10 protein-coding genes are annotated in these 22,761 nt (G+C 74.6%); all 10 read left to right on the forward strand.

Annotation, left to right across the window (positions count from 1 at the left end; translation table 11 throughout):
* The 10 genes from ACIP37_RS01015 to ACIP37_RS01060 all read left to right on the forward strand — a co-directional run bounded on the left by ACIP37_RS01015 (nt 1) and on the right by ACIP37_RS01060 (nt 22,738).
* Nucleotides 1-7,962, forward strand: coding sequence for an amino acid adenylation domain-containing protein (locus ACIP37_RS01015; protein ID WP_400843017.1), 7,962 nt, complete (start codon nt 1-3; stop codon nt 7,960-7,962).
* Nucleotides 7,959-15,284 (forward strand): amino acid adenylation domain-containing protein, encoded by a 7,326-nt coding sequence (locus ACIP37_RS01020; protein ID WP_400843020.1) that lies wholly within the window; start codon nt 7,959-7,961, stop codon nt 15,282-15,284. The genes ACIP37_RS01015 and ACIP37_RS01020 overlap by 4 nt, the downstream gene beginning before the upstream one ends.
* 50 nt (nt 15,285-15,334) lie before the next feature.
* A complete protein-coding gene (locus ACIP37_RS01025; RefSeq protein WP_350882087.1) occupies nt 15,335-15,538 on the forward strand; it encodes an MbtH family protein in 204 nt (67 codons plus the stop codon).
* A gap of 287 nt (nt 15,539-15,825) precedes the next feature.
* Complete coding sequence (locus ACIP37_RS01030) at nt 15,826-16,074, forward strand: acyl carrier protein (protein ID WP_400843023.1); 249 nt, start codon at nt 15,826-15,828, stop codon at nt 16,072-16,074.
* Between the two features lie 61 nt (nt 16,075-16,135).
* On the forward strand, nt 16,136-17,404 hold the full coding sequence (locus ACIP37_RS01035; RefSeq protein ID WP_363623147.1) for a beta-ketoacyl-[acyl-carrier-protein] synthase family protein: 1,269 nt from the start codon (nt 16,136-16,138) through the stop codon (nt 17,402-17,404).
* A gap of 2 nt (nt 17,405-17,406) precedes the next feature.
* Entirely contained in the window at nt 17,407-18,528 is a 1,122-nt protein-coding gene (locus ACIP37_RS01040; RefSeq protein ID WP_363623145.1) for a beta-ketoacyl synthase N-terminal-like domain-containing protein, read from the forward strand.
* Complete coding sequence (gene fabG, locus ACIP37_RS01045) at nt 18,525-19,253, forward strand: 3-oxoacyl-ACP reductase FabG (protein WP_400803867.1); 729 nt, start codon at nt 18,525-18,527, stop codon at nt 19,251-19,253. Before ACIP37_RS01040 ends, fabG begins: the two co-directional genes overlap by 4 nt.
* 11 nt (nt 19,254-19,264) lie before the next feature.
* The gene (locus tag ACIP37_RS01050) at nt 19,265-20,965 is read left to right on the forward strand and encodes an NAD(P)/FAD-dependent oxidoreductase (RefSeq protein WP_363587388.1); all 1,701 of its coding nucleotides are present in this window, start codon (nt 19,265-19,267) and stop codon (nt 20,963-20,965) included.
* A 77-nt stretch (nt 20,966-21,042) separates the two neighbouring features.
* On the forward strand, nt 21,043-22,074 hold the full coding sequence (gene sbnB / locus ACIP37_RS01055; RefSeq protein WP_400803872.1) for a 2,3-diaminopropionate biosynthesis protein SbnB: 1,032 nt from the start codon (nt 21,043-21,045) through the stop codon (nt 22,072-22,074).
* A gap of 175 nt (nt 22,075-22,249) precedes the next feature.
* Nucleotides 22,250-22,738, forward strand: coding sequence for a MaoC family dehydratase (locus ACIP37_RS01060; RefSeq protein WP_363587392.1), 489 nt, complete (start codon nt 22,250-22,252; stop codon nt 22,736-22,738).
* Nucleotides 22,739-22,761 lie beyond the last annotated feature (23 nt).

Below are 22,761 nucleotides of genomic sequence, written 5' to 3' on the forward strand. Positions count from 1 at the left end.
GTGACGACAAACCGGAACGCTGTCCTTCCGCTCACCGCGGCACAGGCCGAGATCTGGTTCGACGAGCAGTTCGCCGCCGGGCCGCTGGCCTACAACATGGCGGACTACATCGATCTGCGCGGACCGCTCGACGCCGAGTTGCTCGGACGGGCGCTGCAACGCCTCGGCCACGAGGCCGAGGGACTGCGGGTGCAGTTCGTCGAGGAGGACGGCGCCCCCGGCCAGATCATCCGCCCGCTCGCCCAGCTCCCGCTCAAGACGCTGGACTTCAGCGGCGAGGCGGAGCCGTCGGAGGCCGCCGAGCGGTGGATGCGGGCCGACCACGCCGACCCGATGAAGGTCACCGACTTCCCGCTGTTCCGCGGCGCGCTGATCAGGCTGGCCCCGGAGCACCACCTGCTCTACCTGTGCATGCACCACATCCTCGCGGACGGCTTCAGCCGCTCGCTGCTCTACCCCAAGCTGTCCAGCGCCTACACCCGGCTGGCCGCCGGCGAGGGCCCGGCCGAGCTGGACGCCGACGCCATGCCGGCCTTCCACCGGCTGCTGGACGCCGAGCGCAAGTACCTCGACTCGTCGATGGTCGAGAAGGACCGCGCCTACTGGACGGACCGCCTCACCTCCGACCGGCACGGCGCGGTGCCCGAGCTGGTCTCGCTCTCCGAGCAGGAGCCGGCCCCCGGCCGGGTCGCGCTGCGCGAGACCGCCCGGCTCTCCCCCACGACCACGGCCGCGCTGCACGCCCTCGCCCAGGACGGCAAGGTCACCATGCCGGTCCTGATGGTCGCCGCGATGGCCGCCTACACCCAGCGCGTCACCGGGGTCCCGGCGCCGCTGCTCACCCTGCCGGTCACCGGCCGGGTCGGCGCGGTCAGCCGCGAGATCCCCGGCATGCTCGCCAACTACCTGCCGCTGGCCGTCCGGGTGCGCCCGGAGATGACCCGCACCGAACTGCTGCGCGCGGCCTGGGTCGAGGTCGCCGGCACGCTGAAGCACCAGCGCTACCGCGGGGACAGGGTCCGCCGCGACATCGGCCTGCGGATCGACGACCAGCGCGCCTTCGGCCCGTTCATCAACGTGCTCAACCAGGACCCCGAGCTGGCCTTCGGCGACTGCCGCGGGGTCGTGGTCAACCTGTCCACCGGCATCGTCAAGGACCTGATCATGACGGTCCTGAACGCGGACGACGGCACCGTCGAGATCCACCTCGACGGCAACCCCGAGCTGTACGAGCCGGCCGAACTCGCCACCCACCTCGCCCGGTTCGAGACCTTCCTCGGCGCCCTCGCCACCATGCCCGCGGACCGTCCGCTCGGCCAGGTGGGCCTGGGCGCGACCGGCGAACCGCTCGGGCTGCTCGGCGCCTGGGATCCGGCCACCGCCGCCGACCAGGGCCTGGTCGAGCGGGTCCGCACCGTCGCGGCCGGTACGCCCGACGCGGTGGCCGTGGCCGACGGCGCCGAGCGGATCGACTACCGCGAACTGGTCGCCCGCGCGGCGGGCCTGGCCGCCCGGCTGACCGCCGCCGGGGTCGGCACCGGTTCGGTGGTCGCGATGTTCGCCGAGCCCGGCGTCCCCTTCGTCACCGGCGTGCTGGCCGTCCAGGCCGCCGGCGGTGCCTACCTGCCGCTCGACCCGGCCGCCCCGGCCGCCCGCAACACCGGGCTGCTGGAGGACGGCGGCGCCCGCCACCTGCTGGTCGGCGCCGGGTACGAGGCGCAGGCCGCCGAGCTCACCGCCGGGGCGGCCACCGCCCTGCCGCTGACCGACCCGTCCGACTCCAGCAGCGGCGCCGAACTCACCTCTGTCGGAGGTGAGTTGGACCTGGCGTACGTGATGTTCACCTCCGGCTCCACCGGCAAGCCCAAGGGCGCGATGGTCCAGCGCTCCGGCATGATGAACCACCTCTGGGCCAAGGTCGGCGACCTCGACCTGGCCGCCGGGGAAGGCGTCGTCCAGAACGCGCCGCTCACCTTCGACGTCTCCGTCTGGCAGATGCTCGCCCCGCTCATCGTCGGCGGCACCGTCCGGGTCTCCGGCACCGACATGGCCGCCGACCCGGCCGCCCTGTTCGCCATGACCCGGGACGAGAAGATCGCCGTCCTGGAGGTCGTCCCCTCCCTGCTGCGCGCCGCCCTGGACGCCTGGGACCTCGACGGCACCGCCCCCGAACTCCCCCACCTGCGCTGGCTGATGGTCACCGGCGAGGCCCTTCCGGCAGACCTGTGCCGACGGTGGCACGCCCGCCACCCGCACATCCCGATGATGAACGCCTACGGCCCGACCGAGTGCAGCGACGACGTCACCCACGCCGTCATCCGCACCGGCGACACCCTCACCGCCCGCGTCCCCATCGGCACCGCCGTCCGCAACACCCGCCTCTACGTCCTCAGCGACGAACTCCAGCCCGTCCCCGTCGGCGTCCCCGGCGAGCTCTACATCGGCGGCGCCGGAGTCGGCCGCGGCTACCTCCACGACCCCGCCCGCACCGCCGGCACCTTCATGGCCGACCCCTACGCCGGACCCGGCACCCGGATGTACCGCACCGGCGACCGCGTCATCCAACGACCCGACGGCCAACTCGAGTTCATCGAACGCCGCGACCACCAGGTCAAGATCCGCGGCCGCCGCGTCGAAACCGGCGAGATCGAAGCCGTCATCCGCTCCCTCGACACCGTCGCCGACACCGCCGTCGCCGTCCTCCCCGACGCCTCCGGCAACCCCCGCCTCATCGGCTACCTCACCGGCCCCGGCGTCGACCCCGCGCAGGTCCGGGCCGAACTCTCCCAACTGCTGCCCGGATACATGATCCCGGCGTCCTGGCTCGTCCTCGACGCCATGCCGCTCACCCCCAACGGCAAGCTCGACCGCAAGGCCCTGCCCAAGCCCGCCCTCGCCGAGCAGGACACCCTCCGCGGCCCCCGCACCGAGCGCGAGCGGGTCCTCTGCGACATCCTCGCCGAGGTCCTCGGCACCGGCCGGGTCGGCATCGACGAGGACTTCTTCGCCCTCGGCGGCGACAGCATCCGCTCCATCCAGGTCGTCAGCCGCGCCCACAAGGCCGGACTCACCCTCACCACCCGCGACATCTTCACCCACAAGACCGCCGCCGCCCTCGCCCGGGTCGCGGGCGGCGCCGACCCCACGGCGGCGACCGCGCCCGCCGAGGACGCCGGCGGCACCGGCCCGTACGAACTCACCCCGATCATGGGCCAGTTGCACGACGACACCACCAGCCTCACCGGCCCGGTCGTCAAGTACAGCCAGCACGTGGTCGTCCGGGTCCCCGCCGCCCTGGACGCCGAACTGCTCGACGCGGCCCTGCACACCCTGGTCGACCACCACGACGCGCTGCGCACCCGGGCCACCGAACCCGCCCCCGGCCTGTGGCACCTGGAGGCACTGGCCCCCGGCGCGCTCGCCGGCGTCCGCCTGGTCGCCACCGCCGAGAACGGCGCCGGCAGCGGCGCCGATGACCAGGACGCCCTCGGCTTCGCCGAGCGGCAGGCCGCCGCCGCCCGCGCCCGGCTCGACCCCGCCGCCGCCGTGATGATCCAGGCCGTGCTGATCGGCGCGGCCCCCGGCGCCGACACCGCCCTGCTGGTGCTCTCCGCCCACCACCTGGTCATCGACGGCGTGTCCTGGCGGATCCTGCTGCCCGACCTCGCCGCCGCCTGCGAGGCGCTGGCGGCCGGCCGCACCCCCGCACTCGACCCGGTCGGCACCTCCTACCGCGCCTGGTCCCAGCTGCTCGCCGCGCAGGCCCGAACCCAGGTCCGCGGCCCCGAACTCGCCCTCTGGCAGTCGATCCTGACCGGCCCCGACCCGCTGGTCGGCACCCACCGGCTCGACCCCGAGACGGACGTCTACGGCACCCAGCGCACCCTGCGACTGGAGCTCGGCCCCGAGGTCACCGGCCCGCTGCTCACCGACGTCCCGGCGGCCTTCCACGCCGAGGTCAACGACGTCCTGCTGACCGGCCTCGCCCTCGCCGTCGCCGACTGGCGCCGCCGGCACGGCCGCGCCGACTACGCCCAGACCCTGATCGAGCTGGAGGGCCACGGCCGCGAGCAGCTCGGCGACGGCCTCGACCTGTCCCGCACCGTCGGCTGGTTCACCAGCGCCTTCCCGATGCGCCTCGACCCCGGCACGCTCGACTGGGACGAGCTCTGGGCCGGCGGCCCCGCCCTCGCCGCCGCCCTCAAGCGGATCAAGGAGCAGCTGCGCGCGCTGCCCGACCGCGGCGTCGGCTACGGCCTGCTGCGCTACCTCAACCCGCACGCCGCCCGCGCCCTGGCCGGCCACCACAAGCCGCAGATCGGCTTCAACTACATGGGCCGCTTCGACGCCCGCGAGGCCCGCCTCTGGGAGCCGGCCGGCGGCGACGGTGTGGTCGGCACCGGCGCCCACCCCGGCATGCCGCTGCCGCATCTGCTCGACGTCACCCCGGCCACCGAGGACCGGCACGACGGCCCGCACCTGATCGCCAACTGGTCCTGGGCCGGCCGGACCGTCGCCGAGGAGGACGCCCAGGACGTCGCGGCCACCTGGTTCCGCGCCCTCGAACTGCTCGCCCGGCACGCCACCGCCCCCGGTGCGGGCGGCCGCACCCCCTCCGACCTGCCGCTGGTCGCCCTGGCCCAGGACGAGATCGAGGAGTACGAGGCCGAACTCGCCGAGGCCGGCACCGCCCTCGCCGACGTCCTGCCGCTCACCCCGCTCCAGCAGGGCATGCTCTTCCACGCCGACTACGACACCGCCGCCGGGGGCGGCGCGGACGCGGTCGACGTCTACACCCTGCAGATCGTCGCCGACATCGAGGGCGACCTCGACGCCGACGCCCTGCGCGCCGCCGGGCAGGCCCTGCTCGACCGGCACCCGAACCTGCGCGCCGCCTTCCGCGCCCGGGCCACCGGAGAGCCCGTCCAGGTCATCGCCCAGCACGCCGAACTGCCCTGGCTGGAAGCCGACCTGACCGACCTGCCGGAGCCCGCCCGGGCCGCCGAGCTGAGCCGCATCACCGAGGCCGAGCGCACCCGCCGCTTCGACCTCGCCGCGCCGCCGCTGCTGCGCTTCGCGCTCGTCACCCACGGCGAGGGCCGGCACCGGTTCATCTGGACCAGCCACCACATCCTGGTCGACGGCTGGTCGATGCCGCTGCTCGTCCGCGAGCTGTTCGCGCTCTGCGCGCCCGGCGCGGACGTCGCGCTGCTGCCCGACCCGGCCCCGTACCGCTCGTACCTGGCCTGGCTGACCGCGCAGGACCGCACGGCGGCCCGGGCCGCCTGGCACGAGGTGCTGGCCGACGTCGACGAGCCCACCCTGCTCGTCCCCGCCGACCCGAGCCGCCTCCCGGTGCTGCCCGACGCGGTGCTCGCCGAGGTGCCGCGCGAGCTGACCGCCGCGCTCGCCGGCTGGGCCCGCACCCAGGGCCTGACCGTCAACACCGTGGTGCAGGGCTGCTGGGCGCTGCTGCTCGGGCGGCTCACCGGCCGCCAGGACGTGGTGTTCGGCGCCGTCACCTCCGGCCGCCCGGCCGAGGTCCCGGACGTCGAGTCGATGATCGGCATGTTCCTCACCACCGTGCCGGTCCGGGCCCGACTGCACCCCGATGCCACCCTCGCCGAACTGCTGCACGCCCTCCAGGACCAGCAGACCGCGCTGCTCCCGCACGAGCACCTCGGGCTCGCCGCGATCCACCAGGCCGCCGGCCTGTCCGGCGAGGTCTTCGACACCGTGGTGCTGTTCGAGAACTTCCCGCTGGACGAGAACGGCCTCGACACCGGCGTCGCCGACGGCCCGCGCATCGTCCGCACCGAGGCCCTCGACGCCCGGCACCACCCGCTGAGCCTGGTGGTCCACCCCGGCGACAGCCTGCACCTGCGGCTGGACTACAACCCCGGCCTGTTCGGCCGGGCCGAGGTCGAGCGGGTCTCGGCGATCTTCCAGCACCTGCTGCGGACCGTCGCCGAGCGGCCCGGACTGCCGCTCGCCCAGATCGACGTGACCGGCCCGGCGGACCTCACCGGCACCGGCATCCCCGGCGAGCTGGGCGGACTGCTCGGCGCCTGGGACCCGACGATCCCCGAGGAGAGCCTCGGCGTCGTCGAGCGGGTGCGCGCCGTCGCCGCCCGCACCCCCGAGGCGACCGCCGTCACCGACGGCGCCGGCTCGCTGACCTACCAGGAACTGGTCGAGGCGGCCGGCGGACTGTCCGCGGGCCTCGCGGAGGCCGGGGTCACCACCGGTTCGGTGGTCGCGATGCTCGCCGAGCCCGGCGTCCCGTTCATCACCGGCGTGCTGGGCGTGATCGGCGCAGGCGGCGCCTACCTGCCGCTCGACCCGGCCGCCCCCGCCGCCCGCAACACCGGGCTGCTGGAGGACGGCGACGCCCGCCACCTGCTGGTCGGCGCCGGGTACGAGGCACAGGCCGCCGAGTTCGCCGCCGCCGTCCAGGGCGAGCCGGTCACCGTCATCGGCCTGGAGCAGGCCGCCGGCACGCGGGCCCTGCCCGACTGCGTGGGCACCGGGCTGGACCTGGCGTACGTGATGTTCACCTCCGGCTCCACCGGCAAGCCCAAGGGCGCGATGGTCCAGCGCTCCGGCATGATGAACCACCTCTGGGCCAAGGTCGGGGACCTCGACCTGGCCGCCGGGGAAGGCGTCGTCCAGAACGCGCCGCTCACCTTCGACGTCTCCGTCTGGCAGATGCTCGCCCCGCTCATCGTCGGCGGCACCGTCCGGGTCTCCGGCACCGACATGGCCGCCGACCCGGCCGCCCTGTTCGCCATGGTCCGGGACGAGAAGATCGCCGTCCTGGAGGTCGTCCCCTCCCTGCTGCGCGCCGCCCTGGACGCCTGGGACACCGAGGGCGACGCCCCCGAACTCCCGGGCCTGCGCTGGCTGATGGTCACCGGCGAGGCCCTTCCGGCAGACCTGTGCCGACGGTGGCACGCCCGCCACCCGCACATCCCGATGATGAACGCCTACGGCCCGACCGAGTGCTCCGACGACGTCACCCACGCCGTCATCCGCGCCGACGACACCCTCACCGCCCGCGTCCCCATCGGCACGGCGGTGCGCAACACCCGCCTCTACGTCCTCAGCGACGAACTCCAGCCCGTCCCCGTCGGCGTCCCCGGAGAGCTCTACATCGGCGGCGCCGGAGTCGGCCGCGGCTACCTCCACGACCCCGCCCGCACCGCCGGCACCTTCATGGCCGACCCCTACGCCGGACCCGGCACCCGGATGTACCGCACCGGCGACCGCGTCATCCAACGACCCGACGGCCAACTCGAGTTCATCGAACGCCGCGACCACCAGGTCAAGATCCGCGGCCGCCGCGTCGAAACCGGCGAGATCGAAGCCGTCATCCGCTCCCTCGACACCGTCGCCGACACCGCCGTCGCCGTCCTCCCCGACGCCTCCGGCAACCCCCGCCTCATCGGCTACCTCACCGGCCCCGGCGTCGACCCGGACCGGATCCGCCGTCAACTGGCCGAGCTGCTGCCCGGGTACATGATCCCGGCGTCCTGGCTGGTGCTGCCCGCCATGCCGCTCACGGCCAACGGCAAGCTCGACCGCAAGGCCCTGCCCAGGCCCGACCTGGGGGACCAGGAGGAGGCCCGCGCGCCGCGCACCGAGCGCGAGCAGGTGCTGACCGAGATCCTCGCCGAGGTCCTCGGCACCGGCCGGGTCGGCATCGACGAGGACTTCTTCGCCCTCGGCGGCGACAGCATCCGCTCCATCCAGGTCGTCAGCCGCGCCCGCAGGGCCGGACTCACCCTCACCACCCGCGACATCTTCACCCACAAGACCGCCGCCGCCCTGGCCCAGGTCGCCGAGGAGCAGGAGCAGAGCCCCGCCGAGTCCGCCCCGACGGAACCCGAAGGCAGTCTGATCGCCCTGTCCGACGAGGAACTGGCCGATCTGGAATTCGAGTTGAATGAGGAACTTTCGTGACGACCGCCCCCAGAACCGGGTCGAAGATCAGCGAAGTACTTCCGCTCTCCCCCCTCCAGCAGGGGCTGCTGTTCCTGTCCTCGTACGACCAGGCCTCGCCCGACCTGTACACCCTCCAGTTCGTCGCGGAGATCGACGGGCCGGGCGCGGGTGACGGCGAGCAGCTCGCCGCCCGGCTGCGCGCGGCCTCAGCCGCGCTGCTGCGCCGGCACCCCAACCTGCGGGCCTGCTTCCGCAACCGCAAGACCGGCGAGCCCGTCCAGGTCGTCCTCAAGGAGACCGAGGTCGAGCCGGAGTGGCAGCTGCACGACCTCACCCACCTGCCCGAGGCCGACCGGGAGGCGGCGGCGCAGCGGCTGACGCGCGAGAACCGGCTGCGCCGGTTCGACCTGGCGCGGCCGCCACTGATGCGGTTCACCCTGATCCGGCTCGGCGCGGGGCACCACCGGTTCGTCTGGTCGGTGCACCACATCGTCATGGACGGCTGGTCGTTCCCGCTGGCCGTCCGCGAGCTGGTGCTGCTCGGCGACGAGGCGGGCGCGGCGGGCGCGGCGGCGCTGCCCGCGCCCGCGCCGTACCGCTCGTTCCTGACCTGGCTGAACGGCCGTGACCGGGCCGCCGCGCGGGCGGCCTGGGCGCAGCTGCTGGACGGCCTGGACGGGCCGGTCCGGGCGCTGCCCGGCGCCGGTGCCGGCGATTCCCGCGAACTGCCGTCGCTCGTCCGGGGGTTCCTGTCGCCGGAGCGCACCGCGGCGCTCGCCGGCTGGGCCCGCGGCCGGGGCCTGACCCTCAACACCGTGGTGCAGGGCTGCTGGGCACTGCTGCTCGGCCGGCTCACCGGCCGCGAGGACGTGGTGTTCGGGTCGGTCACCTCCGGCCGCCCGGCCGAGGTCCCGGACGTCGAGTCGATGATCGGCCTGTTCGCCAACACCCTGCCGGTCCGCGCCGACCTGCGCCCGGACCAGCGGGCGAGTGAGCTGTTCGAGGCGCTGGCCCGCCAGCAGCTCGCGATGATGCCGCACGAACACCTGCCGCTCGCCGAGGCGCAGGCCGCCTCCGGCGTCCAGGGCGAGCTGTTCGACACCGTCCTCGCCTTCCAGAGCTACCCGCTGGACGAGGCCGCGCTGTTCCGCGAGTCGGGCGGCACCGTCAGTTCCGCGCAGGTGCTCTCGGCCACCCACTACCCGCTGAGCCTCACCGTCTTCCCCGGCGAGCGGCTGGACCTGCACCTCGCCTACCGGCCCTCGGCCTTCGCCGGGAACCCCGAGGGCCTCACCGAGGACCCGCGGCCGTCCGCGCAGCGCGTCCTGGACCGGCTGGTCCGCGTCCTGGAGCAGGTCGCCGACGACCCGCAGGCCCCGCTCGCCCGGCTCGGCGCGCCCGAGCCCGCCGAACTGGCCCGCATCCTCGGCGAGTGGAGCGGCGCCTCGGCCGCCCCCCGGGAGCCCGCGCGGCGCGCCACCATCGCGGAGCTGTTCGCCGAGCAGGCCGCCCGCACCCCGGACGCCGTCGCGGTCACCGCTCCCGGCGAGGCAGCCCTCAGCTACCGCGAGCTGGACGAGCGGGCCAACCGGCTCGCCCACCTGCTCGCCGCCCGCGGCGCCGGCCCGGAGAGCCTGGTGGCCGTCGCGCTGCCGCGCGGCGCCCAGCTGATCGTCGCCGTCCTGGCCGTCCTCAAGGCGGGCGCGGCCTACCTGCCGCTGGAGCCCGGCCACCCGGCCGACCGGATCGGCTACACCCTGCGCGACGCCCGTCCGGCACTGCTGCTGACCGCCGGCGGCGTGCTGCCCGAACCGCCCGAGGCCCCGGACCTGCCGCGCCTGGACCTGGACACCCCGAAGACGGCCGCCGCGCTGGCCGCCCACCCGGCCACCGCCCCGGACACCGCGGCCTCCCCCGAGCACCCCGCCTACGTCATCTACACCTCCGGCTCCACCGGCCGCCCCAAGGGCGTCGTGGTGCCGCACCAGAACGTGGCGCGGCTGCTGGAGGCCACCGACGGCTGGTTCGACTTCGGCCCCGGCGACGTGTGGACGCTGTTCCACTCCATCGCCTTCGACTTCACCGTCTGGGAGCTGTGGGGCGCGCTGCTGCGCGGCGGCCGGCTGGTCGTGGTGCCGTACGACGTGTCGCGCTCCCCCGACGCCTTCCTGGACCTGCTCGCCGAGGAGCGGGTGACCGTCCTCAACCAGACGCCGTCCGCCTTCTACCAGCTGATGCGCGCCGACGCCGACCGTCCGCGCCCGCTCGCCCTGCGGACCGTGGTGTTCGGCGGCGAGGCGCTGGACATCGGCAGGCTCGCCGACTGGTACAGCCGGCACTCCGACGACGCGCCGCGCCTGGTCAACATGTACGGCATCACCGAGACCACGGTGCACGTCTCCTACCAGGAGCTGGACGCCCCGACGGCCGCCGCCGGCGGCGGCAGCGTGATCGGGCGCGGCATCCCGGACCTGCGGGTCTACCTGCTCGACGGCGCCCTGCGGCCCGTCCCGGCCGGCGTGCCCGGCGAGCTGTACATCACCGGCCCCGGCCTGGCCCGCGGCTACCTGCGCCGCCCCGACCTCACCGCGGCCCGCTTCGTCGCCTGCCCGTTCGAGCCCGGCGGCACCCGGATGTACCGCACCGGCGACCTCGGCCGCTGGCGGGCCGACGGCACCCTGGAGTACCTGGGCCGCGCCGACGAGCAGGTCCAACTGCGCGGCTTCCGGATCGAGTTGGGCGAGATCGCGACCGTCCTCGGCCAACACCCCGCGGTCGCCGAGGCCGCCGTGATCGCCCGCGAGGACCGGCCCGGCGACCAGCGCCTGGTCGCCTACGTGGTGCCCCGCGACGGCGCGAACCCGGACGGGCTGCGGGAGTTCGCCGCCGAGCGGCTGCCCGAGTACATGGTCCCGGCGGCCGTGGTCCCGCTCGCCGCGCTGCCGCTGACCGCCAACGGCAAGCTCGACCGCCGCGCCCTGCCCGCCCCCGCGTACACCACCTCGGCCCGCGGCCCGCGCACCGCCGAGGAGGAGCAGCTCTGCGGCGTCTTCGCCGAGGTGCTCGGACTCGACCGGGTCGGTGTCGACGACGACTTCTTCACCCTCGGCGGCCACTCGCTGCTCGCCACCCGGATCGTCAACCGGGTCCGCGCCGAACTCGGCGCCGAACTCCAGGTGCGGGACCTCTTCGAGGCCCCCTCCCCCGCCCGCCTCGCCGAACGGCTGGCCGCCGCCGCACCCGGCCGCGCCCCGCTCGCCGCCGGGCCGCGCCCGGCCGTGCTGCCGCTGTCGTACGCGCAGCAGCGGCTCTGGTTCGTCGAGCACCTGGGCGCACCCGGCGGGCTGTACGCCATCCCGCTGGCGATCCGCCTCTCCGGGCGGCTCGACACCGCCGCCCTGGCGGGCGCCCTGCACGACGTGGTCACCCGGCACGAGGCGCTGCGCACCGTCTTCCCGCAGCGCGCCCCCGAGAGCACCGGGTCCGGGGCCGCCCCCGGGGCCACCTCCGGGACCACCGGCAGCGGACCGGCCGAGCAGCGGGTGCTCACCCCGGCCGAGGCCGCCGTCCCGCTCCCGGTGAGCGAGACCACCGAGGCGGGCCTGCCCGCCGCCCTCGCCGCCGAGGCCGCGCGCGGCTTCGACCTGGAGCGCCACCTCCCGCTCCGCGCCCGCCTGTTCCGGCTCGGCCCGGACGAGCACGTGCTGACGATCGTCCTGCACCACATCGCCGGCGACGGCTGGTCGCTCGCCCCGCTCACCCGCGACCTCACCGCGTACTACCGGGCCCGGGTGGCCGGCCGCCCGGCCCAACTGCCGCCGCTGCCCGTCCAGTACGCCGACTACGCCCTGTGGCAGCGCGGACTGCTCGGCGCGGAGGACGACCCGCGGAGCGAACTCGCCCGCCAACTCGGCTACTGGACCGCCGCCCTGAAGGGCCTGCCGGAGGAACTGGCGCTGCCCTTCGACCACCCGCGCGGCACCCGGGCCGAGCACCGCGGCGACGTCGTGCGCACCACCGTGCCGCAGCCGCTCACCGCCGAGCTGCACCGGCTCGCCGCCGCCTGGGGCGTCAGCGTCTTCATGCTGCTGCGGGCCGGGCTCGCCGCCCTGCTCACCCGGCTCGGCGCGGGCACCGACATCCCGCTCGGCAGCCCGATCGCGGGCCGCACCGACGAGCGGCTCGACGAGCTGGTCGGCATGTTCGTCAACACCCTGGTGCTGCGCACCGACACCTCCGGCGACCCGGGCCTGCGCGAACTCGCCGAACGGGTCCGGGCCTACGACCTGGCCGCCCACCAGCACCAGGACGTGCCCTTCGAGAAGCTCGTCGAGGTGCTCAACCCCGAGCGCTCGATGGCCCGGCACCCGCTGTTCCAGGTGATGCTCGGCTTCCAGCAGGCCGGCCCGGCCCCGGCGCCCGAGCAGGACCCGGAACTCGCCGTGGCCGAGCAGCCGGTGCCCGTCCGGACCGCCAAGTGGGACCTGTTCTTCCAGCTCACCGAGCAGGCCGGCGGCGCGCTCGCGCTCGCCGTCGAGTACCGCACCGACCTGTTCGAGCCCGCCACCGCCCGCCGGATCACCGACGCCTACCTGCGGCTGCTCGCCGCCGCCCTCGCCGAGCCCGCCCGGCCGCTGTCCCGGCTGGACCTGCTCGGGCCCGAGGAGGAGGCCGAACTGCTCGCCCTCGGCACCCACCGGGCCGGCACCCCGCGCAGCACCCTCACCGCCCTGGTGGACCGCCGGATCGCGGCCACCCCGGACGCGGTCGCGCTGGTCCACACCGAGCCCGGCCACCCCGAGCGGCTGCGGCACACCAGCTACGCCGAACTGGACGCCGAGGCCAACCGCCTGGCCCACCTGCTGACCGCGCGCGGCGCCCGCCGGGGCGACCTGGTGGCGCTGCGCCTGGAGCGCGGCCCCGCCGTGGTGAGCACCCTGCTGGCGATCGCCCGCACCGGCGCGGCCTACCTGCCGATCGACCCGTCCTACCCCGACGAGCGGGTCCGCGACATGCTGGCCGACAGCGGCGCCCGGCTGCTCGTCACCGAACGGTCACCGGCCGGACGGGAGCTCCCCGCCGGGGTCGTCGAGCTGCTCCTGGACGCCCCCGAAACCCTGGCCGACCTGGCCGGCCGGCCCGTCACCGCCCCGGTGCCCGCCGCCCCGATCGACCCCGACGACCTGCTGTACGTCATCTACACCTCCGGCTCCACCGGCAAGCCCAAGGGCGTCGCGGTCCCGCACCGCGCCGCCGTCCGCCTGGTCCTGGGCCTGCCCGAGCTGGCGCCGACCGCCGCGGACACCTTCCTCTACTTCGCGCCGGTCGCCTTCGACGCCTCCACCTTCGAGATCTGGGGCGCGCTCGCCCACGGCGCCCGGGTGGCGGTCCACCCGCCGGGCCCGGCCGACCCGCGGGCCCTGGAGTCCTTCCTGGCCCGCGCCCGGGTGAGCGTCGCCTTCCTCACCACCCAGTTGTCCAACACCATCGCCGACACCCGGCCGCGCGCCCTGGCCCCGCTGCGGGCGCTGCTCACCGGCGGCGAGGCGCACTCCCGCGACCACCTGGACCGGCTGCGGGCCGCCCTGCCGGACACCACGGTGTTCAACGTGTACGGCCCCACCGAGACCACCACCTTCGCCACCGGCCAGGACCTCGGCCGCGCCGAGGGCACCGTCCCGATCGGCCTGCCGATCGGCGACACCCGCGCGTACGTCCTGGACGAGGCGCTGCGGCCGGTGCCGCGCGGCGTGGTCGGCGAGCTGTACCTGGCCGGCGAGGGCCTGGCCCGCGGCTACCTCGGCCGGCCCGCGCTGACCGCCGCCCGCTTCACCGCCTGCCCGTTCGGCGCGCCCGGGGAGCGCATGTACCGCACCGGCGACCTGGTCCGCTGGGACCGGCACGGCCGGATCGAGTACGTCGCCCGCGCCGACCAGCAGGTCAAGATCCGCGGCTACCGGGTCGAACTCGGCGAGGTCGAACGGCTGCTGGCCGAGCACCCGGACGTCGCCCGGGCCGCCGTCCTGGCCCCCGCCGACGCCGCCGGCCAGCGCCGCCTGGTCGCCTACCTGGTGCCCGCCGACGGCCGGCCGGCCCCCGGACCGGCCGAGTTGCGGGGCCACCTGGCCCGCTCGCTGCCCGGCCACATGGTGCCGGAGAGCTACACCGCGCTGCCGGAACTGCCGCTGAACGCCAACGGCAAGCTGGACGTCAAGGCCCTGCCCGCCCCCGCGGCCACCCCCTCGGCCCGCGCCCCGAGGGCGCCCCGCACCGAGCCGGAACGGCTGCTCTGCGCCGCCGTCGAGGAGGTCCTGGGCACGGGCCCGGTCGGCCCCGAGGACTCCTTCTTCGCCCTCGGCGGGGACAGCCTGAAGGCGATCCGGCTGGTCAACGCGGCCGGCCGGGCCGGGCTGCCGATCAGCCTCGGGGCGGTCTTCGAGCACCGCACCCTGGAGGCGCTGGCCGCGGCCGCCACCACCGGGGGCGGCGCGGTCGACCTGCTCGGGCCCGTCCTGCCGATCCGGCCCACCGGCGGGCGGCCCCCGCTGTTCTGCGTGCACGGCGGCCTCGGCTTCGCGATCCCGTTCGCGGCGCTCGCCGAGCACCTCGACCCGGAGCAGCCGGTCTACGGCCTCCAGGCCCGCGGCCTGTCCGACGACGGCCCGCTGCCGACCGACCTGGGCGACGTCGCCGAGGAGTACCTGGCCCGGGTGCGCGCCGTGCAGCCGCACGGCCCGTACCACCTGCTCGGCTGGTCCTACGGCGGCGTCGTGGCGCACGAGATGGCCGTCCGGCTGCACGCCGCCGGCGAGCGGGTGGCGTTCCTGGCCAACCTGGACGCCTACCCCGACGACGCCCTCGGGGCCCGGCCCAGCGACGCCGAGTTCCTCGCCGACTTCCTGGCCGAGGCCGGGGTCGACGCGGCGGAGCCGGAACGGCTCACCCCGCAAGGCGTCGCCGCGCACCTGGCCCGCACCGAAGGCCCCCTCGCCGCGCTCGAACCGGGTACGCTGGAACGGCTGCTGGGGGTCATGCGGAACAACCTGGAGCTGTTCCAGCGGTTCACCCCGGGCCGCTTCGACGGCTGCCCGATGACGCTCTTCGTGGCGGCCGGCGGCGACACCCGCCCCACCCCGGAGGAGCGCGCCCTCAAGGTCAAGAGCTGGGAGCCGCACGTCGGTTCCGCCGTCCTCGCGCACGACGTGGACAGCGGGCACCAGCAGTTGCTGCAACCCGCACCGGCGGCGGCGATCGGCGCGGTCGTCGAACACGCCCTCGCCGCCCTGGCCGCGGACCCGACCGGAACCCCGGCCGCACCGGCCACCACCCCGACCACCTGACGCCCGATCAACCCGGCACGTCCCGAGATCCCGAGACCTGGAGAACAGTCATGGCGAACCCCTTTGACCGCGAAGACGGCACCTTCCTCGTCCTCGTCAACGCGGAGGGGCAGCACTCCCTGTGGCCGTCCTTCGCCGCCGTCCCGGAGGGCTGGTCGGTGACCCTGGAGGCCACCGACCGGGCCACCGCCGTCGCCCACATCGAGGGCAGCTGGACGGACATGCGCCCGCTCAGCCTCCAGCAGCAGGGCTGACCGGCCGGGCCCGCGCCCGGAATCCGGAAGAACGCCGCCGGACGGCTCCGACCCCGCCGCCCGCCGCACCCCCAGGGCCTTCGCCCGACGGTGCGGCGGGCGGCCGTTTTGTCCCCGACACCCCTCCCCACCAGGCACGCGACACCCCGCCAGGACCCGTCAGTGAGCGGTCAGTTGGACGTCATCGACCCGTCATCGGGCCTGACTAATTTGCTGCCCAGAGGCCCGGTTTCCGGGCACCCCAGGGCACCCCCACAGGGCGCCCGCGAAAACGGAGGAAAACGAGCATGACGACGGTAGCGCCGGAGCGTCTCACCCGGATCCGCGAGATCATCGCCGAGAACATCGACGTGCACACCGAGTTCGCCGACACCGCGCTGTTCGTCGACGAGCTGGGCGCCGACTCGCTGAAGCTCATCGACGTGCTCAGCGCCCTGGAGATGGAGTACTCCATCGTCATCGACATGAACGAGCTGCCGAAGATGGTGAACGTGGAGGCCACGTACCAGGTGACCGCGACGGCCGCCAGCTGGTGATCGGGGCGGGTTCCGGGACCGGAACCCCCGCCCGCAGGCATCCCACTGCTTAAGGAGTCCCATGTCCACCGCACAGTCACCAGCGGCACCCCGCGCCGGCGTGCCGGCCGACCGCCGCCGGGTCGTCCTCACCGGCCTCGGGGCGATCTCCAGCATCGGCACGGGTGTCGAGGAGTACACCGCGGGGCTGCGGGCCGGCCGCTCCGGTGCGCGGCCGATCACCCGGTTCGACACCGAGGGGTTCGGCCAGAACATCGCCTGCGAGGTCCCCGACTTCGAGCCGGAGCGCTGGATCCGCAACGTCCCCCTCGACGACATGGGCCGCGCCGGGCAGTTCGCCGTCGCCGCCGCCCGGATGGCCGTGGAGGACGCCGGGCTCACCGAGGCCGACCTCGGCGAGCGCCAGGCCGTCATCAGCGTCGGCACCACCGACGGCGAGGGGCACGACATCGGCGTGCTGGTCGAGCAGGAGCTCGCGGCCGGGGACCCTGGGGCCATGGACCCGGTGCTGTCCCGCCGGATCAACGCCGGCCGGCTCACCACCGTCATCGCCCGCGAGCTGCGGATGCCGAACGTGGAGCCGACCACCATCACCACCGCCTGCGCGGCGGGCAACTACTCGATCGGCTACGGACTGGACGCGATCCGCTCCGGCGAGGTCGACATCGCGCTGTGCGGCGGCGCCGACGCCGTCTGCCGCAAGGCCTTCGCGCTGTTCAAGCGCTTCGGCGCGCTCACCCCGGACGTGGTCCGCCCGTTCGACAGGAACCGCCAGGGCATCCTGACCGGCGAGGGCGCGGGCATCCTCGTCCTGGAGAGCCTGGAGTCCGCCCTCGCCCGCGGCGCGCACATCTACGCCGAGGTGCTCGGGTACGGCCTCAGCTGCGACGCCGCCCACCCGACCGCGCCGAACCGCGACGGCATCGCGCGCGGCATCCGGCTCGCCCTGGACGACGCCGGGGTCGAGCGGGACGAGATCGACTTCATCTCCGCGCACGGCACCGGCACCAAGGCCAACGACAAGACCGAGTCGGCCGCCATCGTCGACGTGTACGGCGACGCACCGCCGCGCACCGTCGCGGTGAAGTCGATGCTCGGCCACTCGATGGGCGCGGCCAGCGCGCTCGGCGCGATCGCCTGCAGCCTCGCCATCGAGCACCAGTTCATCCCGCCGACCATCAACCACGTGGAGACCGACCCCGACTGCCCGCTGGACGTCGTGCCCAACCAGGCCGTCGACGCGGAGGTCCGGATCGTGGAGAACAACTCCAGCGCCTTCGCCGGCAACAACGCCATCCTGATTCTGGGCACGTACGGAGAGCGAGTCTGACGATGACCACCGCAGCCACCCCGGCGGCCCTGCCGCCGGAGACACTCGTCATCACCGGCTGGTCGGCCGTGTCGCCGTACGGCCTGACCCGCCAGGACTTCGCGTCCGGCGTGCGCGCCGGTGCCAAGACCGCCGTCAAGGCGGACGCCGCGCTCGGCACGCTGCCGTCGCCCGACGTCTGCCTGGTGCCCGGCTTCGACATCAAGGGCCTGCTCGGCCCCACCGGCACCGCCAAGATGGACCGGCTCACCGCGCTGGCCCTGGTCGCCTCCGACGGCCTGCTCAAGGACGCCGACGGCAACCGAGTGGTGGAGACCGACGACCGCACCGGCGTGGTCCTCGGCATCTCGATGGGCAGCCTGGAGAACGTCACCAACTTCCTCAAGCAGTCCTACACCAACGCGCTGCCCTTCCACGTCGACGCCGGCCGCATCCCCTTCGGCAGCCTCAACCACGCCGCCGGCGCCACCGCCATCCGGCACGACCTCAAGGGCCCCAACACCACCGTCGCCGGCGGCCGGGTCAGCGGCCTGCTCGCCCTCAACTACGCGCGGCGCCTGATGGGCCAGGGCCGGGCGACCAAGTACCTGGTCGGCTCGGCCGAGGAGTTCTCCGCCGCGCACGCCTGGATCGAGCACACCGCCGTCGCGGCCGGCGACTCCACGCCGCTGCTCGGCGAGGGCTGCGGCCTGTTCGTGGTCGAGCACGCCGGCACCGCCCAGCGCCCGGCGCTCGCCGCGGTGCTCGCGGTGGAGACCCGCGTCGACATCGACGACGACCCGAAGGCCGCCGTCACCGCGTGCGTGCAGCGCGCCCTGGCCCGCGCCGGCGTCACCGCCGACGAGGTCTGGGCCGCCGTCCCGTGCGCCGCGCCCACCGCGGCCGGCCGGGCCGAGTACGACGCGCTCGCCGCGCTGCTGCCGGCCGAGGCACTGGGCCGGGTCCCGTCCATGGAACTGCTCGGCGACACCGGCGCGGCCTCCGCGTCCTTCCAGATCCAGGCGGTGCTCGGCGTGGCCGGGGCCGACCCGGCGGCCCGGGGCCGGATCGCCCTGGTGTCCGCCGTCGACCGTGACGGCGCGGTGGGCTGCGCCGTCCTGAGACTCTTCGGGGAGCACGCGTGATCGCCCTGGTCAGCGGCGGGTCCCGGGGCATCGGCAAGGCCATCGTGCTGCGCCTGGCCCAGGACGGCTACGACGTCGCCTTCTGCTACCGCTCCAACGCCGAGGCAGCCGAGCAACTCGCCAAGCAGGCAGGCGAGTTCGGCACCCGGATCACGGCCACCCAGTGCGACGTGGCCGACCCGGAGCAGGTCCGCGACTGGTACAACCGCACCGAGCGCGAGGTCGGCCCGGTGGACGCCGCCGTCACCTCGGCCGGCATCACCCGGGACCGCCCGGTCATCCTGATGCCGGAGGACGACTGGAACCAGGTCCTGCGCACCAACCTGGACGGCGTGTACCACGTGTGCCGCGCCGCCGCCTTCGCGATGAGCAAGCGCCGCAGCGGATCGATCGTCAACCTGTCCTCGGTGTCCGGCATCTACGGCAACCTCGGCCAGGCCAACTACGCCGCGTCCAAGGCCGGCATCATCGGCTTCACCAAGTCCCTCGCCAAGGAGTGCGGCCCGCGCGGCGTGCGCGCCAACGTGGTCGCGCCGGGCCTGATCGCCACCGACATGGTCGGCGACATGTCCGACGCCGCGGTCGAGCGGATGCTGAAGAACGTCGCCCTCGGCCGGGCCGGCAAGCCCGAGGAGGTGGCCGACCTGGTCTCCTTCCTGCTCTCCGACCGCGCCGCCTACATCAGCGGGTCGGTCTTCGAGATCCACGGCGGCGGCACGTTCTGATGGGAGCACGCATGCAGGGGGCCCAGGGACTGCGCGACCACTACGACGCGATCGTCGTCGGCAGCGGCATCGGCGGCCTGACCACCGCCGGCTACCTGGCGGCCGACGGGCGCAGCGTCCTCGTCCTCGAACAGCACGACATCGCCGGCGGCAACGCGCACGTGTTCCGCCGCCGGCGCAAGTACGAGTTCGACGTCGGCACGCACTACCTCGGCGACTGCGGCCCCGACGGGCACTTCCCGGCGATCCTGGCCGGCCTCGGCGTCCTGGACCGGGTGCGGTTCCGGCCGATGGACAACGAGCAGGGCTTCGACCGGATCATCACGCCCACCGCGACCGTCGACGTGCCGGCCGGCTGGGACGCCTACCGCGACCGGCTGCGGCAGGCCCTGCCCGAAGAGGCCGACCGGATCGCCGGCTTCCTCGAACTCGCCGAGAACGTGGCCGGCTCGACCCGCGCCGGCCTGAACGGCGTCTCCCTGGTCGACCTGTTCCGCAAGTCCCCGCAGACCATGCGCTGGTCCCGCCGCACCTTCGCCGACGCCCTGGGCCACTTCGGCCTCTCCGCCAAGGCGCGCACGCTGCTCGCGGCACAGGCCGGCAACTACGGCACCATGCCCGACGGCATCAGCCTGGCCCACCACGCCTCGATGATGGACCACTACCTGCGCGGCGCGTACTACCCCGAGGGCGGCGGCCAGGCGATGGTCGCCGCGTTCGTCGAGGCGCTGGAGGCGCACGGCGGCGAACTGCGCACCCGCTGCGACGTCCGCCGCATCCTGATCGAGAACGGGCGCGCCACCGGCGTCGAACTCACCGACGGGCAGCGGGTCTCGGCCCCGCTGGTCATCTCCAACGCGGACTACCGGCGCACCGTCCTCGACCTGTGCGGCGGCGAGGACGCCTTCCCCTCCGAGGTGGTGGCCCGCACCCGCGCGGCGACCATGCGCGGCTCCTTCGTCTCGGTGTACATCGGGCTCGACACCGAACTGCCGGGCCTGCCCAACGCCAACCTCTGGTGGCACGACAGCGACGACATGGAGGGCGCGCACGCCGCCATGCTGGAGCGGTACGCGCGGGACGGCTCGATGGACTCGGTGCCGGCGCTCACCTTCTCCTTCGCCTCCCTCAAGGACCCGGGCGCCGCCGCCGTCTGCCCGCCCGGCCACAGCAACTTCCAGCTCATGACGGGCCTGCCGCCCGGCTACGGGTTCTGGGGCCTGGAGAGCGGCCCGGCCGACGGCGAGCCCTACCGCCGCAACGCCGCCTACCTCGCCCGCAAGCAGCAGCTCACCGAGGTCATGCTGGCCACCGCCGAGAAGGTCATCGGCCCGTTCCGGGAGCGCGTCACCCACCTGGAGACGGCCACCCCGCTCACCCACGAGCGCTACATCCGGGCCACCGGCGGCACCCCGTACGGCATGGCCAGCTGGGGCGGCTCCAGCCAGCGGCCGGACGTGCGCACCGAGGTCGAGGGCCTGTACGTGGTCGGCCAGAGCGTGCGCTACGGCAGCGGCATCGCCGCGGTCGCGAACAGCGGCATGGCCGCCGCCTCCGACATCATCGGCCGCGCGCTGCTGCGTGAGGTGTTCGGCGGCGCGGTGCTCGGCGACCCCTCCCGGCTGCCCGAACGCGGCCCGGACTGGGACCCGCTGGTGGTCTCGCGCGGGCGGGCGCGGCAGCGTGCCAAGGGCCTGGCCCGCATCGGCTGACCCCTCCCCCTCCGTTTCCTCACCCTCCGATCCTCACCCCTCCGATCCTCACCCCTCCGACCAGGAGCACTGTTCCCATGAATCAGGTACCTCCCTTCGCCGTGGTCTCCGGCGCCCAGGTGCACGAGGCCCTCAACGGGCACGAGGACGAGGTCGTCGCCACGGTCGAGGCCGCGTACCGGCTGCACGGCGAGGGGCAGACGGTCAACCCGGACTCGTACTTCCTGCGCTTCCCCGACCGCCCGTCCTCCCGGATCATCGCGCTGCCGGCCTCGGTCAAGGGCGAGGTCGGCGTGCACGGCATCAAGTGGATCTCCAGCTTCCCGGACAACGTGGCGGCCGGCCTGCCGCGCGCATCGGCCGTCCTGATCCTCAACGACGCCGAGACCGGCTACCCGTTCGCCTGCCTGGAGAGCTCGATCATCAGCGCGGCGCGCACCGCCGCCTCCGCGGCCCTCGCGGCGGCCCGGCTCGCCGACGCCCGCGGCGAGCGCCCGACCCGGGTCGGCTTCTTCGGCGTCGGCCTGATCGCCCGCTACGTGCACACCTACCTCGCCGCCAACGGCTTCGACTTCACCGCGGCCGGCGTCCACGACCTGTCCGCCGAGCACGCCGAGGGCTTCTCCGACTACCTGCGCCGGGCCGAGGGCGAGGGCGTGGAGATCACCGTCCACGACAAGGCCGAGGACCTGATCCGCTCCAGCGACCTGGTGGTCTTCGCCACCGTCGCCGGCGAGCCGCACGTGACGGACCCGCAGTGGTTCTCGCACAACCCACTGGTGCTGCACGTCTCGCTGCGCGACCTCTCCCCCGAGATCGTCCTCGACTCGTGGAACGTCGTCGACGACATCGAGCACTGCATGAAGGCCGGCACCTCGCCGCACCTGGCCGAACAGCGCGTCGGCCACCGCGAGTTCGTCGCCGGCACGCTCTACGACGTGCTCACCGGCACGATCACCCCGCCGTCCGACCGGCCGGTGGTCTTCTCCCCGTTCGGCCTCGGCGTGCTCGACATGGCCGTCGCCAAGCACGTCTACGACCGCGTCCTCGCGGCCGGACAGCTGCACACCGTCCCGGACTTCTTCCACGAGCTCAAGCGCTACGGCTGAGCCCTCCCCGCCCCGTCCCGGAGGCCCGCCCGCGCTCCCGGCGCCGGCGGGCCTCCGGCCTTTCCCGCCGCCCCGCCCCCTCCGCTGACGGCCAACTGACGCCGCGCTGACCGAACGGCCCCCCGGCCCCCCGACGCCTTGTCCGCGCCATGGACGGCCGCCCAGAATCACCCGCATGAGATCCTTTGCCAACCTGGCCGAGTTCACCGGGGCGACCGGGGAGCACCTCGGCTACAGCGAATGGCTCGACGTCACCCAGCACAGCGTCGACCAGTTCGCCGACGCCACCGGCGACCTCCAGTGGATCCACGTGGACCCGGAGCGCGCCGCCACCGGCCCGTTCGGCGGGACCATCGTCCACGGCTACATGACGCTCGGCCTGCTGCCCGCGATGATGCGCGCGATCTTCGAGATCCACAACGTCGAACTGGGCGTCAACTTCGGCCTGGACAAGGTCCGCTTCCCCCGCCCGGTCCCGGTCGGCGCCCGGGTCCGCGGCGGCGCCAAGGTCACCAGCGTCCGCGAGACCCCGATGGGCCACCTGGCCGCGGTCCGAATGACGGTGGAGGTCGAGGGCCAGCAGCACGCGGCCTGCGTGGCGGACACCCTGTCCCTCTTCGTCGCCGCCCCCGACACCGCCGAGGGCGCATCGGACGGCTTCTGAGCCCGCCCGCCGACGTCACCGCC

Origin of the sequence: Kitasatospora sp. NPDC088861 (assembly GCF_044750105.1) — a bacterium.
GTDB lineage: Bacteria > Actinomycetota > Actinomycetes > Streptomycetales > Streptomycetaceae > Kitasatospora.

Coding starts and splice junctions, on each gene's coding strand:
- ACIP37_RS01040 (WP_363623145.1), top strand. CDS start 17,407: ATGACCACCGCAGCCACCCCGGCGGCCCTGCCGCCGGAGACACTCGTC.
- ACIP37_RS01050 (WP_363587388.1), top strand. CDS start 19,265: ATGCAGGGGGCCCAGGGACTGCGCGACCACTACGACGCGATCGTCGTC.
- ACIP37_RS01035 (WP_363623147.1), top strand. CDS start 16,136: ATGTCCACCGCACAGTCACCAGCGGCACCCCGCGCCGGCGTGCCGGCC.
- ACIP37_RS01030 (WP_400843023.1), top strand. CDS start 15,826: ATGACGACGGTAGCGCCGGAGCGTCTCACCCGGATCCGCGAGATCATC.
- ACIP37_RS01060 (WP_363587392.1), top strand. CDS start 22,250: ATGAGATCCTTTGCCAACCTGGCCGAGTTCACCGGGGCGACCGGGGAG.
- ACIP37_RS01025 (WP_350882087.1), top strand. CDS start 15,335: ATGGCGAACCCCTTTGACCGCGAAGACGGCACCTTCCTCGTCCTCGTC.
- sbnB (WP_400803872.1), top strand. CDS start 21,043: ATGAATCAGGTACCTCCCTTCGCCGTGGTCTCCGGCGCCCAGGTGCAC.